Origin of the sequence: Streptomyces sp. SP18BB07, from assembly GCF_036322545.1 — a bacterium.
Taxonomy (GTDB): domain Bacteria; phylum Actinomycetota; class Actinomycetes; order Streptomycetales; family Streptomycetaceae; genus Streptomyces; species Streptomyces deccanensis.
The window spans coordinates 166,521-179,923 of the sequence record NZ_JAQYWT010000237.1; the positions used below are offsets into that span (position 1 = coordinate 166,521).

The 13,403-nt window shown below is 71.6% G+C and carries 12 protein-coding genes; 4 read left to right on the plus strand and 8 right to left on the minus strand.

The window, feature by feature from the left end:
* Positions 1-17 precede the first annotated feature (17 nt).
* From PUR53_RS08135 to afsQ1, 3 genes are read right to left on the minus strand one after another with little or no spacing between them, the layout of a single operon-like run.
* Positions 18-641 (minus strand): hypothetical protein, encoded by a 624-nt coding sequence (locus PUR53_RS08135; RefSeq protein ID WP_329907851.1) that lies wholly within the window; start codon positions 639-641, stop codon positions 18-20.
* Positions 638-2,188, minus strand: a complete 1,551-nt coding sequence (locus PUR53_RS08140; protein WP_329907852.1) for a HAMP domain-containing sensor histidine kinase — start codon at positions 2,186-2,188, stop codon at positions 638-640. Before PUR53_RS08140 ends, PUR53_RS08135 begins: the two co-directional genes overlap by 4 nt.
* Positions 2,189-2,235: 47 nt before the next feature.
* Positions 2,236-2,913, minus strand: coding sequence for a two-component system response regulator AfsQ1 (gene afsQ1 / locus PUR53_RS08145; RefSeq protein WP_013001223.1), 678 nt, complete (start codon positions 2,911-2,913; stop codon positions 2,236-2,238).
* A 264-nt stretch (positions 2,914-3,177) separates the two neighbouring features.
* Between afsQ1 and PUR53_RS08150 the strand changes: the two genes are divergently transcribed.
* Positions 3,178-3,945 (plus strand): SigE family RNA polymerase sigma factor, encoded by a 768-nt coding sequence (locus PUR53_RS08150; protein ID WP_329898726.1) that lies wholly within the window; start codon positions 3,178-3,180, stop codon positions 3,943-3,945.
* A gap of 214 nt (positions 3,946-4,159) precedes the next feature.
* Here PUR53_RS08150 and PUR53_RS08155 read toward each other — a convergent pair whose 3' ends face one another.
* Positions 4,160-4,798, minus strand: coding sequence for a uridine kinase family protein (locus tag PUR53_RS08155; RefSeq protein WP_329898727.1), 639 nt, complete (start codon positions 4,796-4,798; stop codon positions 4,160-4,162).
* Between the two features lie 140 nt (positions 4,799-4,938).
* On the opposite strand from PUR53_RS08155, the gene PUR53_RS08160 reads away from it, so the two are divergent.
* Entirely contained in the window at positions 4,939-5,349 is a 411-nt protein-coding gene (locus PUR53_RS08160) for a hypothetical protein (protein WP_329898728.1), read from the plus strand.
* Positions 5,350-5,458: 109 nt separating this feature from the next.
* Here the strand turns inward: PUR53_RS08160 and PUR53_RS08165 are convergent, their stop codons facing one another.
* From PUR53_RS08165 to deoC, 3 genes are read right to left on the minus strand one after another with little or no spacing between them, the layout of a single operon-like run.
* Positions 5,459-6,346: an aldehyde dehydrogenase family protein gene (locus tag PUR53_RS08165; RefSeq protein WP_329907853.1), complete on the minus strand. Its 888-nt coding sequence runs from the start codon at positions 6,344-6,346 to the stop codon at positions 5,459-5,461.
* Entirely contained in the window at positions 6,339-7,775 is a 1,437-nt protein-coding gene (locus tag PUR53_RS08170; protein WP_329898730.1) for an aldehyde dehydrogenase family protein, read from the minus strand. Before PUR53_RS08170 ends, PUR53_RS08165 begins: the two co-directional genes overlap by 8 nt.
* A 5-nt stretch (positions 7,776-7,780) precedes the next feature.
* On the minus strand, positions 7,781-8,734 hold the full coding sequence (gene deoC / locus PUR53_RS08175) for a deoxyribose-phosphate aldolase (protein ID WP_329898745.1): 954 nt from the start codon (positions 8,732-8,734) through the stop codon (positions 7,781-7,783).
* Positions 8,735-8,954: 220 nt separating this feature from the next.
* Here deoC and PUR53_RS08180 point away from each other — a divergent pair, with 220 nt between their 5' ends.
* Together PUR53_RS08180 and PUR53_RS08185 are read left to right on the plus strand one after the other, a co-directional pair.
* Positions 8,955-9,608: a PH domain-containing protein gene (locus tag PUR53_RS08180; RefSeq protein WP_329898731.1), complete on the plus strand. Its 654-nt coding sequence runs from the start codon at positions 8,955-8,957 to the stop codon at positions 9,606-9,608.
* A gap of 198 nt (positions 9,609-9,806) precedes the next feature.
* Positions 9,807-11,567 (plus strand): hypothetical protein, encoded by a 1,761-nt coding sequence (locus PUR53_RS08185; RefSeq protein WP_329907854.1) that lies wholly within the window; start codon positions 9,807-9,809, stop codon positions 11,565-11,567.
* Positions 11,568-11,674: 107 nt separating this feature from the next.
* On the opposite strand, the gene PUR53_RS08190 is transcribed toward PUR53_RS08185, so the two are convergent.
* Positions 11,675-13,306, minus strand: coding sequence for a phospho-sugar mutase (locus PUR53_RS08190; RefSeq protein ID WP_329898733.1), 1,632 nt, complete (start codon positions 13,304-13,306; stop codon positions 11,675-11,677).
* Positions 13,307-13,403: the final 97 nt, after the last annotated feature.

Here is a 13,403-nt window from a genome sequence, read left to right on the forward strand (position 1 = left end):
GGGACAGTGGGCGTCCCTCAGGAGCCGTTGATCTCCTCGGAAGGTGGGTTGCCCTCGCCCGGGGACGACTCGGTCTCCTGGGTGCACTCGTAGCGGCGTAGCGACTCGGCGCTCGTGCTGCCGAGGACCACCGAGCCGTTGTCGCCGGCTGCGGCGGAGTCGGCGAAGGTGCAGACGATCTGGGCCAGGGCGTACTTGGGGAGGGAGTCGGGGGCCGTGGACAGGCGGAGCGTGTCCTCCGGGTCGCCGGGGGTGGGGCCCGTCACCGTCAGGCCGGGCGGGACGGCCGTGCTGTAGCCGGCCTCGTCCTCGACCTCGCTGGGGTCGTCGGCCAGGGCGTCCAGCAGGCCCTGGGCGACGGCGATCCGTCGCTGGGACTCCTCGGTGCCCTCGGCGACCTGCACCGAGCGGTTGACGCGGACGAGCGCCCCGGAGCAGAGCAGGAAGACCTCGACCGGCATGCCCGAGGGGGTCGGCTGGGTCGACAGGTCCGACGCCGACAGCTCGCACGGCACCATCGAGGGCGCCGGGCCGAAGTCCGTCGGCACCTGGGTGGCCCGGATGCCGCAGCCGGCGAGGAGGCCGGTGAGTGCCCCGGTCGCGACCAGGACGCGTACGGCTCGGGCGTCTCGTATCGTCACTGGCCGTCCCCTTCGCTGCCCGCCGGGCCGCCGTCGCCCTGCTCGCCGTCCCGTTCGTCCCGTTCCTTCGCGACCAGGGAGGCCGCGTCGCGGGGCAGGCGGAGGGTGAAGACCGCGCCGCCCTTGGGGGAGTTGGCGGCGGTGATCTCGCCGCCGTGGATGTGGGCGTTCTCCAGGGCGATGGACAGGCCGAGGCCGCTGCCCTCGGAGCGGGGGCGGGAGGCGCTCGCCTTGTAGAAGCGGTCGAAGACGTGCGGGAGGACGTCCTCGGGGATGCCGGGGCCGTGGTCCTGCACCTCGATGAACAGGTTCTCGCCCTCCGTGCGCACCGAGACGCGCACCGGGGAGCCGCCGTGCTTGAGCGCGTTGCCGATCAGGTTCGCCAGGATCACGTCCAGGCGGCGCGGGTCGAGGTTGATGATGATGCCGCGCTCGGCGTCCAGGTCCACCGCGTCCAGCCAGGCGCGGGCGTCGATGCAGGCGGTGATCTGGTCGGCGATGTCCACGTCGTCGAGGACGAGCCGGGCGGTGCCCGCGTCGAAGCGGGTGACCTCCATCAGGTTCTCGACCAGGTCGTTGAGGCGCCGGGTCTCGCTGACGACGAGCCGTACCGCCGGTTCGATCATGGGGTCGAGGCTGCCGGTGTCGGCGTCCAGTTCCTCCTCCAGCACCTCCGTGACCGCGGTGATCGCCGTCAGCGGCGTACGGAGTTCGTGGGACATGTCGGCGACGAAGCGGCGGGAGGCCTCCTCGCGGGCGCTCATGTCGTCGACCTTCTTCTCCAGGGACTCCGCCGCGAGGTTGAACGTCCGGGAGAGGTCGGCCAGTTCGTCCGTGCCGGAGACGCGCAGTCGGGTGTCGAGCTTGCCCTCGCCGAGGCGCCGGGCGGCAACCCCGAGGCGCTGCACCGGCTTCAGGACCGTGGTCGCGGCGGCCTGGGCGAGCAGCGCCGAGCCGATCAGCGACAGGCCCGTCGCGATACCGAGGGACCAGGCGAGGGAGTTGAGGTCCTTCGCCTCCTCCGCGAGGGACTTGCGCATATAGCCGGTCGGCCCGCCGCCGATCATCTTCGCGCCGCCCACCAGATAGGGGGTGTCGCCGTCGATGACCCGCTGCCAGTACACGTGGTACGCGTGCTTGTTGCCCGACGTGAGCTTCTGCCGCTTGTTGACGGCCTTCTGCAGCGACGCGGGCACGTCCTCCAGCGAGAAACCGGTGAGCGCGTTGTCGGTCGAGGACCCGGAGACCGCCTCGCCGTCCGCGCCCTCGGCGATCAGCAGCACGCTGGAACGCTCGCCGCCGTCCGCCATCTTCCGCGCCGCGACGCGCAGTTGGTCCTGCGTCGGGTTCGGGCGCAGGGTGCTCACATGGCTCTGCATCTCACGCTCGAAGTCGTTGAGCGCCGCGTCCTGCGCGCGTGTCTGCACGGCCTCGCGGTTGAGCCAGTAGGCGATACCGGACGCCGACACGGCGGCCGTGAGCGCCACCAGACCGAAGACGACCACCAGACGCAGCCGCAGACTGGTGAAACGGATCCGGGACTGCACTGTCCTGCGAGCCGCGGCCCAGCCGCGGATCCCCCCTGAAGCCTTCGTCACTGAGGCGTGTCCAACCGGTAGCCCACGCCGCGCACGGTACGGATCAGGGTCGGCGACGACGGTACGTCCTCGACCTTGGCGCGCAGCCGCTGCACACACGCGTCCACCAGGCGGGAGTCGCCCAGGTAGTCGTGCTCCCACACCAGGCGCAGCAACTGCTGCCGGGACAGGGCCTGTCCGGGCCGACGGCTCAGCTCCAGGAGCAGCCGCAGCTCGGTGGGCGTCAGCTGGAGGTCCTCGCCGTTCTTCGTCACCGTCATCGCCGCACGGTCGATCACGAGGGAACCGAAGGTCGCCGCGTCGTTGGCCTCGCGCTCACCGCGCCGCAGCACCGCGCGGATCCGGGCGTCCAGCACCCGCCCCTGCACGGGCTTGACCACATAGTCGTCCGCGCCCGACTCCAGGCCCACCACGACGTCGATGTCGTCGCTGCGCGCGGTGAGCAGGATGATCGGCAGCTGGTCGGTGCGCCGGATCCGCCGACACACCTCGAAGCCGTCGATGCCGGGCAGCATCACGTCCAAAACGATCAGATCCGGCCGCTGTTCGCGCAGCAGCTTGAGACCATCCTCGCCGGTGGCGGCGGTGGCGACACGGTGCCCCTGGCGCGTCAGTGAGAGCTCCAGGGCCGTGCGGATGGCGTCGTCGTCCTCGATCAGCAACAGGGAAGGCACGGGCTCATTCTGGCCCATGGCATGGCGCCGAATCGACCGTTGGAGCGCTCCCACCCGACACCCGCACACGATCGTGCCGTTCGCGTAGCCGTACGACTCTTCTCTGTGATCGACCTGTGCCCCGTCTGGGCCGCACCCAGGGGTCCGACCCCTGTGACAGGTCTGTGACAGTCGGCGGACAGAGCCATGAAGGTGAACCGGCAATCTTTTCGGCACAGGCAAGCAAGCAGCCGAAGACCGGAACTCCACGACGGGGGGCGCGAGATGAACACGCTGCACAGCACCAGCACTAGCGCAGTTGTCACGCGGCTCCACGACGTCGTCCGGAGCACGGAGAAGTCCGGTGCCGTGAGCGGGCGGGGGTGCGCTCGCGGCACCGGGCGTCAGCACACCACGTTCATGTCGGTGGTTGACGCACACGTGGGGGGAAGCACCACGGGGGCAACGGGGGTCGCCCACGGGGGAACGGGGACCGCGTACGGGGAGGGCACGGGGGAACGCCGGTCTGTGTCGGAGGCGGAGTTCACCGCCTACGTCCAGGAGCGTCGTGCCTCCCTGTACGCAACCGCCTACCACCTGACCGGAGACCGCTTCGAGGCCGAGGACCTGCTGCAGAGCGCGCTGTTCTCGACCTACCGGGCCTGGGACCGGATCAGTGACAAGGCCGCGGTCGGGGGCTACCTCCGCCGCACCATGACCAATCTGCACATCAGCGCGTGGCGCCGCCGCAAGCTGAACGAGTACCCGACCGAGGAACTGCCGGAGACCGCCGGCGACACGGACGCGATGCGCGGCACCGAACTGCGCGCCGTCCTGTGGCAGGCGCTCGCCCGGCTCCCCGAACTCCAGCGGACGATGTTGGTCCTTCGTTACTACGAGGGCCGCACCGACCCGGAGATCGCGGAGATCCTCGACATCAGTGTCGGCACGGTGAAGTCCAGCATCTGGCGGTCCCTCCGCCGGCTGCGCGAGGACGAGGTCCTCAGCTTCGGCCGTGACGAGGAGGAGTCCTTCGGGGAGCTTGTCGCCTGAAGGTCTGTGGGGGGAGTAAGTAACGGGGGAAAGCGGGGGGTACGGGGGAGCACGGGGGGAACGGGGAACGTCACGGTGGCGCGGGGGAGCGCCGGTGTGACGAGTGGGGGGATCACGGGGGAAGCGGGACTGGAGGGCCGGGGGGTCCGTCCAGTCCCGCTTTCATGTCTGCCTCACGTCCGCCCGCGGGCCGTCTCCGTGTTCATGTACGGGCTCAGGCCGGCGCCTTCGCGACGCTGCCCGCGGCGGCCGACGCCAGTCGGCCCAGGGCCTCGTCGCGGTCGCACGGGTGGGCGCCCAACTCCGTCTGACGGGCCACGATCGAACGCTCCAGCCGCATCAGCCGCCAGCCGCGCCGCAGCAGGAACGGCACCGACTTGCGGCCTTCCTTGAGGTCGCGCAGGAAGCGGCGACGGAAGGTCTTCACGGGACCACGGGTCAGACACAGCGCGTCCGCCAGCAGCCCGAGTTCACGGCAGCGCCCGACGATCTCGGCGGCGAAGATGCCCTCGGCGATGAACACCGGCGTCCGCCCGATGTGCAGGGCCTCCGCGCCGGTCCGCGCGCTGAGGGAGATGTCGTACGTCGGGACCGTCGTCCCACTCGTGCGGCACAACTCCTCGATCGCCGCGACGGCGGTGTCCGCGTCCCACGACAGCGGGTGGTCCCAGTCGATGTCCGTGCTGCCCTCCACCAGCGGCAGCGTCGGGTCCTCGCCCTCCTTGTAGAAGTCGTCGAGCCGCAGCACGGGTAGGCCGGAGCGGGCGGCGAGGAGGGACTTGCCCGAGCCGGACGGACCGGACAGCAGGACCACTCGGGTCGGTATCGAAGGATTCGGGAGATGCGAACTCACGAGAGTCCAGTGTGAGGCATCGCGCGGCTCCCGCCGAGACGGCGGGTCGCCCTTGGAGCGCACATCACACCTCAACTACCGTACGTGTCTCTATGATTACTTTCCGCAAGGGAAACGTTCAGCAGAAGGTGGCACCCCTGATGGCTCGACTCTCGGCTTCCCAGAACCCCACCGCCCGGCGCGCGTTGCTGGCCGTCACGACCGCGGGGGTCGCGCTCGGCGCGGGCGCCGGTGCGGCCGCGGCGGCGGACGGTGCCGCCCCGGTCGTCGACGTGATGCGCACCCGGCCCACATCGCTCGGCAAGGTCGACCCGCAGGCGGGCCTCCAGGCCCTGACCGGCACGGTCGGATACGTCACCGGGCCGGTCGCGGGGCTCAAGCCCAACCCGCTGGCGGGCACGGGGGTCGATCCTCTCGACAACGGAGTGGGGACGCAGCTGGCCGACTTCAAGCCGCTGACGTCCACTGCCCTGACCGGGCCGGTGGCGCAAGCGCCGTCGGTGGGGAGCATTCCGGTTCTGGGGCCGGTGGTGGGTGGGTTGAAGGGCTGACGGGAGCCGAGGGCTTCGAGGGAGGGGGGAACCGCGCGGGCCGTGGGACGGTGCGGATCGTCCGTGGCTGGTCGCGCAGTTCCCCGCGCCCCTTACGGGGCGCTCCTCCTCAGTACGCCGACCCCGACGCGCCCAGTGAGCCCGTCGGGTGCCAGACCGTCTTCGTCTCCAGGAACGCCGTCATGCGGTCGATGCCGGGTGTGGCCGACCAGTCGTCCACAGGCTGTGGACGCAGGACGCGCTTGAGGTTGTCGGCCGCGGCGATCTCCAGCTCCTTCGCCAGGACGTCGTCCGCGCCGGCCAGGTCGATCGCGTTGACGTCCTGGTGGGCCGCGAGGGGGGCCGCGATCTCCGACGTGCGGCCCGAGAGGACGTTGACCACGCCGCCGGGGACGTCGGAGGTGGCCAGGACCTCGCCGAGCGAGAGGGCCGGGAGAGGGGACTTCTCGCTCGCGACCACGACCGCGGTGTTGCCGGTCGCGATCACGGGAGCCAGCACCGACACCAGGCCCAGGAACGACGAGTCCTGGGGGGCCAGGACCGCGACCACGCCCGTCGGTTCGGGGGAGGAGAGGTTGAAGTACGGGCCCGCGACCGGGTTCGCGCCGCCGACCACCTGGGCGATCTTGTCGGTCCAGCCCGCGTACCAGACCCAGCGGTCGATCGTGGCCTCCACGACCGCGGCCGCCCTGGACTTCGACAGCCCCTCGGCGTCCGCGACCTCCCGTACGAACTGGCCCCTGCGCCCCTCCAGCATCTCGGCGACGCGGTAGAGGACCTGGCCCCGGTTGTACGCCGTCGCGCCGGACCAGCCGCCGAACGCCTTGCGGGCCGCGACGACCGCGTCACGGGCGTCCTTGCGGGAGGAGAGCGGCGCGTTCGCCAGCCACTTGCCCTTTGCGTCGGTCACCTCGTACACCCGGCCGCTCTCGGAACGCGGGAACTTCCCGCCGACGTACAGCTTGTAGGTCTTGAAAACAGACAGGCGGTCAGACATCGAGGTACGCCTCCAGGCCGTGGCGGCCGCCCTCGCGGCCGAAGCCCGACTCCTTGTAGCCGCCGAACGGCGACGTCGGGTCGAACTTGTTGAACGTGTTGGACCAGACGACGCCCGCGCGCAGCTTGTTCGCGACGGCCAGGATCCGGGAGCCCTTCTCGGTCCAGATACCCGCCGACAGGCCGTACTGGGTGTTGTTGGCCTTGGCGACCGCTTCGTCCGGGGTGCGGAAGGTGAGGACGGAGAGGACCGGGCCGAAGATCTCGTCACGGGCGATGGTGTGCGCCTGCGTGACGTTGGTGAAGAGCGTCGGGGCGAACCAGTAGCCGGAGGTGGGCAGTTCGCAGGCCGGGGACCAGCGTTCGGCGCCCTCCGACTCACCGCGCTCGACGAGCGAGGTGATCCGGGTCAGCTGCTCCTCGGAGTTGATCGCGCCGATGTCCGTGTTCTTGTCCAGCGGGTCGCCGAGGCGGAGCGTGGACAGGCGGCGCTTGAGGGAGTCGAGCAGCTCGTCCTGGATCGACTCCTGGACCAGGAGGCGGGAGCCCGCACAGCAGACCTGACCCTGGTTGAAGAAGATGCCGTTGACGATGCCCTCGACGGCCTGGTCGATCGGGGCGTCGTCGAAGACGATGTTCGCGCCCTTGCCGCCCAGTTCGAGGGTGAGCTTCTTGCGGGTGCCCGCGACCGTCTTCGCGATCTGCTTGCCGACCGCCGTGGAGCCGGTGAACGCGACCTTGTTGACGTCCGGGTGCGCGACGAGCGCGGCACCCGTGTCGCCGTAGCCCGGGAGGATGTTGACGACGCCCTTCGGGAGGCCGGCCTGGCGGCAGACGTCCGCGAAGAAGAGGGCCGAGAGGGGGGTCGTCTCGGCGGGCTTCAGGACCACCGTGTTGCCCGTCGCCAGGGCCGGGGCGATCTTCCACGCCAGCATGAGCAGCGGGAAGTTCCACGGGATGACCTGGCCCGCCACGCCGAGGGGGCGGGGGTTCGCGCCGAAGCCGGCGTGGTCGAGCTTGTCGGCCCAGCCCGCGTAGTAGAAGAAATGCGCCGCGACCAGGGGGAGGTCGGCGTCGCGGGTCTCCTTGATCGGCTTGCCGTTGTCGAGGGTTTCGAGGACGGCGAGCTCGCGGGAGCGCTCCTGGAGGATGCGGGCGATGCGGAAGAGGTACTTCGCGCGCTCCGCGCCCGGGAGGGCCGACCACTTCTCGAACGCCCTGCGGGCGGCCTGTACGGCGCGGTCCACGTCCGCCTCGCCCGCCTGGGCGATCTCGGAGAGGACCTCCTCGGAGGCGGGGCTGACCGTCTTGAAGACCTTGCCGTCGGCGGCCTCGGTGAACTCGCCGTCGATGAACAGGCCGTAGGAGGGGGCGATGTCGACGATCGCCCGGGACTCGGGGGCCGGTGCGTATTCGAATGCGGAAGCCATGGGGATCAGTCCACCGTCACGTAGTCGGGGCCGGAGTAGCGGCCGGTGGCCAGCTTCTGGCGCTGCATCAGCAGGTCGTTGAGGAGCGAGGACGCGCCGAAGCGGAACCAGTGGTTGTCCAGCCAGTCCTCGCCGACGGTCTCGTTGACCAGGACCAGGAACTTGATCGCGTCCTTGGTGGTGCGGATGCCGCCGGCGGGCTTCACACCGATCTGGACACCGGTCTGGGCGCGGAAGTCGCGGACGGCCTCCAGCATGAGCAGGGTGTTGGCGGGAGTGGCGTTCACCGCGACCTTGCCGGTGGAGGTCTTGATGAAGTCGGCGCCCGCGAGCATGCCGAGCCAGCTGGCGCGGCGGATGTTGTCGTAGGTCGAGAGCTCGCCCGTCTCGAAGATGACCTTCAGGCGGGCCGAGTCGCCGCAGGCCTCCTTCACCGCGGTGATCTCCTCGTGGACCTTGAGGTAGTTCCCGGAGAGGAACGCGCCGCGGTCGATGACCATGTCGATCTCGTCGGCGCCGGCGGAGACGGCCTCGCGGACGTCCGCCAGTTTCACGGCGAGGGGGGCGCGGCCGGCCGGGAAGGCGGTGGCGACGGAGGCGACCTTGACCGTGGAGCCGGCGACGGCGGCCTTGGCGGCGGGCACCATGTCGGGATAGACGCAGACCGCGGCCGTGGCGGGCGTGGTCCGGTCGGTGGGGTCGGGGAGGACCGCCTTGGCGCCGAGGGACCGGACCTTGCCGGGAGTGTCCGCGCCTTCCAGGGTCGTCAGGTCGACCATGGAGATGGCCAGGTCGATGGCGTACGCCTTGGCGGTCGTCTTGATGGAACGGGTGCCGAGGGAGGCGGCGCGCGCCTCCAGGCCGACCGGGTCGACGCCGGGCAGCCCGTGGAGGAAGCGGCGCAGCGTGCTGTCGGACGCGGTGACGTCGGCGAGAGCGTGGGGTGCAGCTGTGGACATGGTCACCAGACGAGCATATCTACGCGCGTAGCGGGTGTACAGCCCTCGGAATGTTCGAACGGGCGCGTGCGTGGGGCTTGAGCGGGCGCGTGAGGGGGTGGGGGTGCTTGTGGTGTCGCCCGTGCGGGTGGTGTGGGGCTGGTCGCGCAGTTCCCCGCGCCCCTTGCGGGGCGCTACCTCGGCTTCGGGCAGGCGTCGGGCGTCGGGCAGAATCGGTCGTATGAGCACCTCGGATCAGGCCTCCGCGTCGACGCCCGGCACGCCCGGCAAGCCCGTGTACAAGGACCGGGTGTACCGGTCGCCCGCCGGGCTGATGGGCGGGGTGTTGCTGCTCGGGCTGATCGGATGGCTCGGTGGGGACGCGGTGGTGTCGGGCGAGGGGAGTACGCCCTGGCTGGCGCTGGCGTCGATGCTGGTGGCCGTGCCGGTGGTGGTCGCTTTCTCGGTCCGGCCGGCCGTGTTCGCCAACGACGACCGGCTGCGGGTGCGCAATCCGTTCCGGGTGATCGAGTTGCCCTGGGCGAGCGTGGTGTCCCTGCGGTCCGGTTACACGAACGAGGTCATCGACGAGAGCGGCACCAAGTATCAGCTCTGGGCGATTCCCGTCTCGCTGCGGGGACGCAAGAAGGCCGCCCGGCAGCAGCTGCGGGAGGACCGCCGGGCGGCCAAGGGTGAGGGCGGCGGTCGTACCGCCCCGGCGCGGCCCGTGCGGGCCGAGACCGATCAGGTCATGGCCGATCTGCGGGACCTGTGCGAGGCGCGGGCGAAGGCGGCCGGGTCGCAGGGGAAGCCGAGTGTGCGGTGGGCCTGGGAGATCGTGGGGCCCGCGGCGGCCGGGGCCGTGCTGTTGGCGGTGCTGATCGCGGTGGGGTGACCCCCGGCTCCGGTGGTGGGGTGTGGGTGCGGGGACGTGGTGACGTAGGGCTCCGGGTGCCGGTTCGGCGGAGGAAGTCCGGACGTCTGTTCTATGGTGGCGCTGCTCGTGTGTCCCGCCTTCACAGCCTGGTTCGCTTGGATCGTGTCGGACCGCGCGCGGCGCATTGACGACGGCGGCCGGAGTGTCCACTAAACGATGAGTACCGAGCTCGAACCCCAGTCCCCGCCCGGGGCCTCCCCACCGCCGCGTCCGCTGCCCGCGCACGCCGTGCCCGAGGGGGCCGTCGCCTGGACCGGCGAGAAGATGGAGGCCTGGGCGCGGACCCGGCCACCCCTGTGGGTGCCCGCGCGGACCCGGCCCCTGCATCTGCTCGCGGTGGTCCCGGGTGGCCTGATCGTCGGCTTCTGGCTGGCGAACTTCGTGGAACTGCCCGCCGCCCTCGCCGCACTGGTCCCGCTGCAACTGGTGTGGACCCTGGTCAGGCCCGAGGTCGTACGGTTCTCGGCACCTGTACTGATGCTTCTGCTGGCCTGGTACGGCGGCTCGCACGACGTGCCGAGCCTGGTGGGAGGCGTCGCCGCGACCTTGACGTGGGCCATGGCCGAGATCCGGCTGAGCAAGCGTCGGCTGCAGCGGCAGTGGGCCTCGGTCGCCGCCGAGGGGGCCACCGCCACGGTGCCGGACGAGGTCGGGCCGCTGCGGCGCGGACGGTTCCTCATGGGGTTCGGGTGCCTGCTGACCGTGGTCGCGGTGGCGGTGCTCTCCTCCGTCTCCGGCTGGGACGTCGCCACCGACCGGCACGAGATCACGCTCGTCGGCTGGTTCGTGGTCGGCTGGGGGCTCACCTCGCTGCTCTCCGGATGGCTGGGACGCCGGCGGGCCGCCGCGCTGCGGGGCGCGCCCGTGCCGGTGCTGCGGGTTCTCGTCCGTGACGGCGCCGACGGGGACGCCGAGGTCTTCGCGGCCGACGACGTGGACGCGCTGCGGCCGTTGTTCACGGTCGCCACCGAGGAGTGGTACGACGACGCCGACGAAGAGGACGAGGTCGAGGACGAGCAGCGCGACGCCGGGGAGGAACGGGACGCGTTTCTCGACGCCGTCGAGGGTGTCGACGATGACGACGACCAGCCCGGGCCCCTGCGCGAGGCCGTGCTGTACGGGGTGCCCCACGACGGGGCCGAGATCGTGATCGTCAGCGCGACGGAGGCGCCGGAAACGGCGGAGGAGACGGAGGCGACCGAGGCAGCGGAGGGGGACGAGGGCGGTACATCCGCCGAACTGGTCGTCGAGTCGTCCAGCGGGCCGGTGCGCCCCCTGTCCGACCGGACCGTACGGCACCGGGCCGCCGCGCAGCGGGCCAGGGCGAAGCGGCACACGGTCCAGGAGGAGCTGCGGGCGACGGCCGTCACGGAGAGCCGGGCCCGGCTGGGGGACGAGCCGGTGTCCGTACGGCGCTGGCGCGCGGGCTGGGCCGACTGGTCCGCCGCCCTGTTCATGATCGTCACGATGGCCGCCGTGGGGCTGTACCCGGACGGACTGTGGCAGTACGTCCTCGGTGGCGTCCTCGGTGTCCTGGGCGTCCTGACGCTGCCCCAGATGCTCACCTGGCGCATCACGGCCGACCGTTCGGGGCTGTGGCTGAGCGGCTGGGGCCGGCCCCAGCACGTCGCGTGGGACGACCTCACGACCGTGCGCTGCGCCGGTGCCGTGCTGACGGTGGACAGCCGCCGCGCGTCGTTCCCGGTCTGGAGCGTCCGGGCGGAGCGCTGGCGCTGGCTGGAGCGGAAGCTGCGGCTCGTTCACCCGTACGAGAGGACCGCCGCCGAGATCACCGCCATGTGGCGGGACCCGGCGCTGCGGCCCGAGGGGGAGTACCAGGGCCGGAGGCTGCCCTTGTGGCCGTTGAGCGTGGTGCTCGCCGTGGGGTGGGTGGCGGTGTTGGTCCTGGTGCCGTAGGACCGGGCCGGTACGCGTGGAGGCCCCGACCGGATCACCGGTCGGGGCCTCTTGCCGTTCTCGCTCCTGCTCCCGCTCCGCTGGCGTTCGCGTTCTCGCTTCGGCGGTCAGATGCCCGCTGCCGCCGAGAGGTCCCGCTTGATGTCGGTCAGCAGGTCCGTCGCCTTCGCGCGGGCCGCCGGGAGGGCGGCGAGGTCGGCGACGGGCACCACGACCTCCAGGTAGCACTTGAGCTTGGGCTCCGTGCCGCTGGGGCGGACGATCACGCGGGCACCGTCGAGCGTGTAGCGCAGGCCGTCCGTGGGCGGGAGCCGGTCCGTGCCCCGGGTCAGGTCCTCGGCCCTGGTGATGGGCAGGCCCGCGAGGTCGGTCGGCGGCTGCTCGCGGAGCCGTTCCATCGCGCGGGCGATGAGCGAGAGGTCCTGGACGCGGACCGAGAGCTGGTCGGTGGCGTGCAGACCGTGCTCGACGGCGATGTCGTCCAGCAGGTCGAGGAGGGTGCGGCCCTCCTCCTTCAGCCGCGAGGCGAGTTCCGTGATGAGCAGGGCCGCCGTGATGCCGTCCTTGTCGCGGACGCCCTCGGGGTCCACGCAGTAGCCGAGGGCCTCCTCGTAGCCGTAGCGCAGGCCCTCGACGCGGGCGATCCACTTGAAGCCGGTGAGGGTCTCCTCGTAGGGCAGGCCCGCCTTCTCGGCGATCCGGCCGAGGAGGGACGAGGAGACGATCGACTCGGCGAACGTGCCCTGGACGCCGCGCGCGACCAGATGGGTGGCGAGGAGCGCGCCGACCTCGTCGCCGCGCAGCATGCGCCAGTCGCCGCCGTCCTTGACCGCGACGGCACAGCGGTCGGCGTCGGGGTCGTTCGCGACGATCAGGTCGGGGTCGGTCTCGCGGGCCTTCGCGAAGGCCAGGTCCATCGCGCCGGGCTCTTCCGGGTTGGGGAAGGCGACCGTCGGGAACTCCGGGTCCGGCTCCGCCTGCTCGGCGACGAGGACGGGCTCCGGGAAGCCGGCCCGGGCGAAGGCCGCGAGCAGGGTGTCCTTGCCGACGCCGTGCATGGCCGTGTAGACCGTGCGGGCGCCCCGGGGGGAGCCGGGCGCCAGGACCGCGTCCGTACGGGCCAGATAGGCGTCCAGGACGCTGTCGTCGAGGGTGTCCCAGCCGGCTTCCGGGCGGGGGACGTCGTCGAGGGAGCGTACGGCGTCGATCTCGGCCGCGATCCCGGCGTCGGCCGGGGGCACGATCTGGGAGCCGTCGCCCAGGTAGACCTTGTAGCCGTTGTCGCGCGGCGGGTTGTGGCTGGCGGTGACCTCCACGCCGGCCACCGCGCCCAGGTGCCTTATGGCGAAGGCCAGGACGGGGGTGGGGAGGGGGTGGGGGAGGACGGCGGCGCGCAGGCCCGCGCCGGTCATCACGGCGGCCGTGTCGCGGGCGAAGTCGGCGGACTTGTGGCGGGCGTCGTAGCCGATGACGACGAGGCCGCCGGTGGCGCCCTGCTTGTTCAGGTATGCGGCGAGGCCGGCGGCCGCGCGGATGACGACCGAGCGGTTCATGCGCATGGGGCCGGCGCCGAGTTCGCCCCGGAGGCCGGCCGTGCCGAACTGGAGGGTGCCGGAGAAGCGGGTGGTCAGTTCCGCCGTGTCCGCCGCGTCGATCAGCCTGCCGAGTTCGTCCCGGGTGTCCGGGTCGGGGTCCTCGGCCAGCCACGCCTTGGCGCGGGCGATCAGGTCGTCGTGCACGGGGGTCAACCTCTCGTCTCGTTTTGTGGGGGCGCTTGATTGTCCCGAGGAGGGGGTGCGTTGTCGGGTGCGGGTGGGTGGGGGCTGGTCGCGCAGT

What these genes read in the sequence shown, in the direction of transcription:
- PUR53_RS08150 (WP_329898726.1), top strand. Translation starts at nt 3,178, where the DNA reads ATGAACACGCTGCACAGCACCAGCACTAGCGCAGTTGTCACGCGGCTC.
- PUR53_RS08160 (WP_329898728.1), top strand. Translation starts at nt 4,939, where the DNA reads ATGGCTCGACTCTCGGCTTCCCAGAACCCCACCGCCCGGCGCGCGTTG.
- PUR53_RS08165 (WP_329907853.1), bottom strand. Translation starts at nt 6,346, where the DNA reads ATGTCTGACCGCCTGTCTGTTTTCAAGACCTACAAGCTGTACGTCGGC.
- PUR53_RS08170 (WP_329898730.1), bottom strand. Translation starts at nt 7,775, where the DNA reads ATGGCTTCCGCATTCGAATACGCACCGGCCCCCGAGTCCCGGGCGATC.
- deoC (WP_329898745.1), bottom strand. Translation starts at nt 8,734, where the DNA reads ATGTCCACAGCTGCACCCCACGCTCTCGCCGACGTCACCGCGTCCGAC.
- PUR53_RS08180 (WP_329898731.1), top strand. Translation starts at nt 8,955, where the DNA reads ATGAGCACCTCGGATCAGGCCTCCGCGTCGACGCCCGGCACGCCCGGC.
- PUR53_RS08185 (WP_329907854.1), top strand. Translation starts at nt 9,807, where the DNA reads ATGAGTACCGAGCTCGAACCCCAGTCCCCGCCCGGGGCCTCCCCACCG.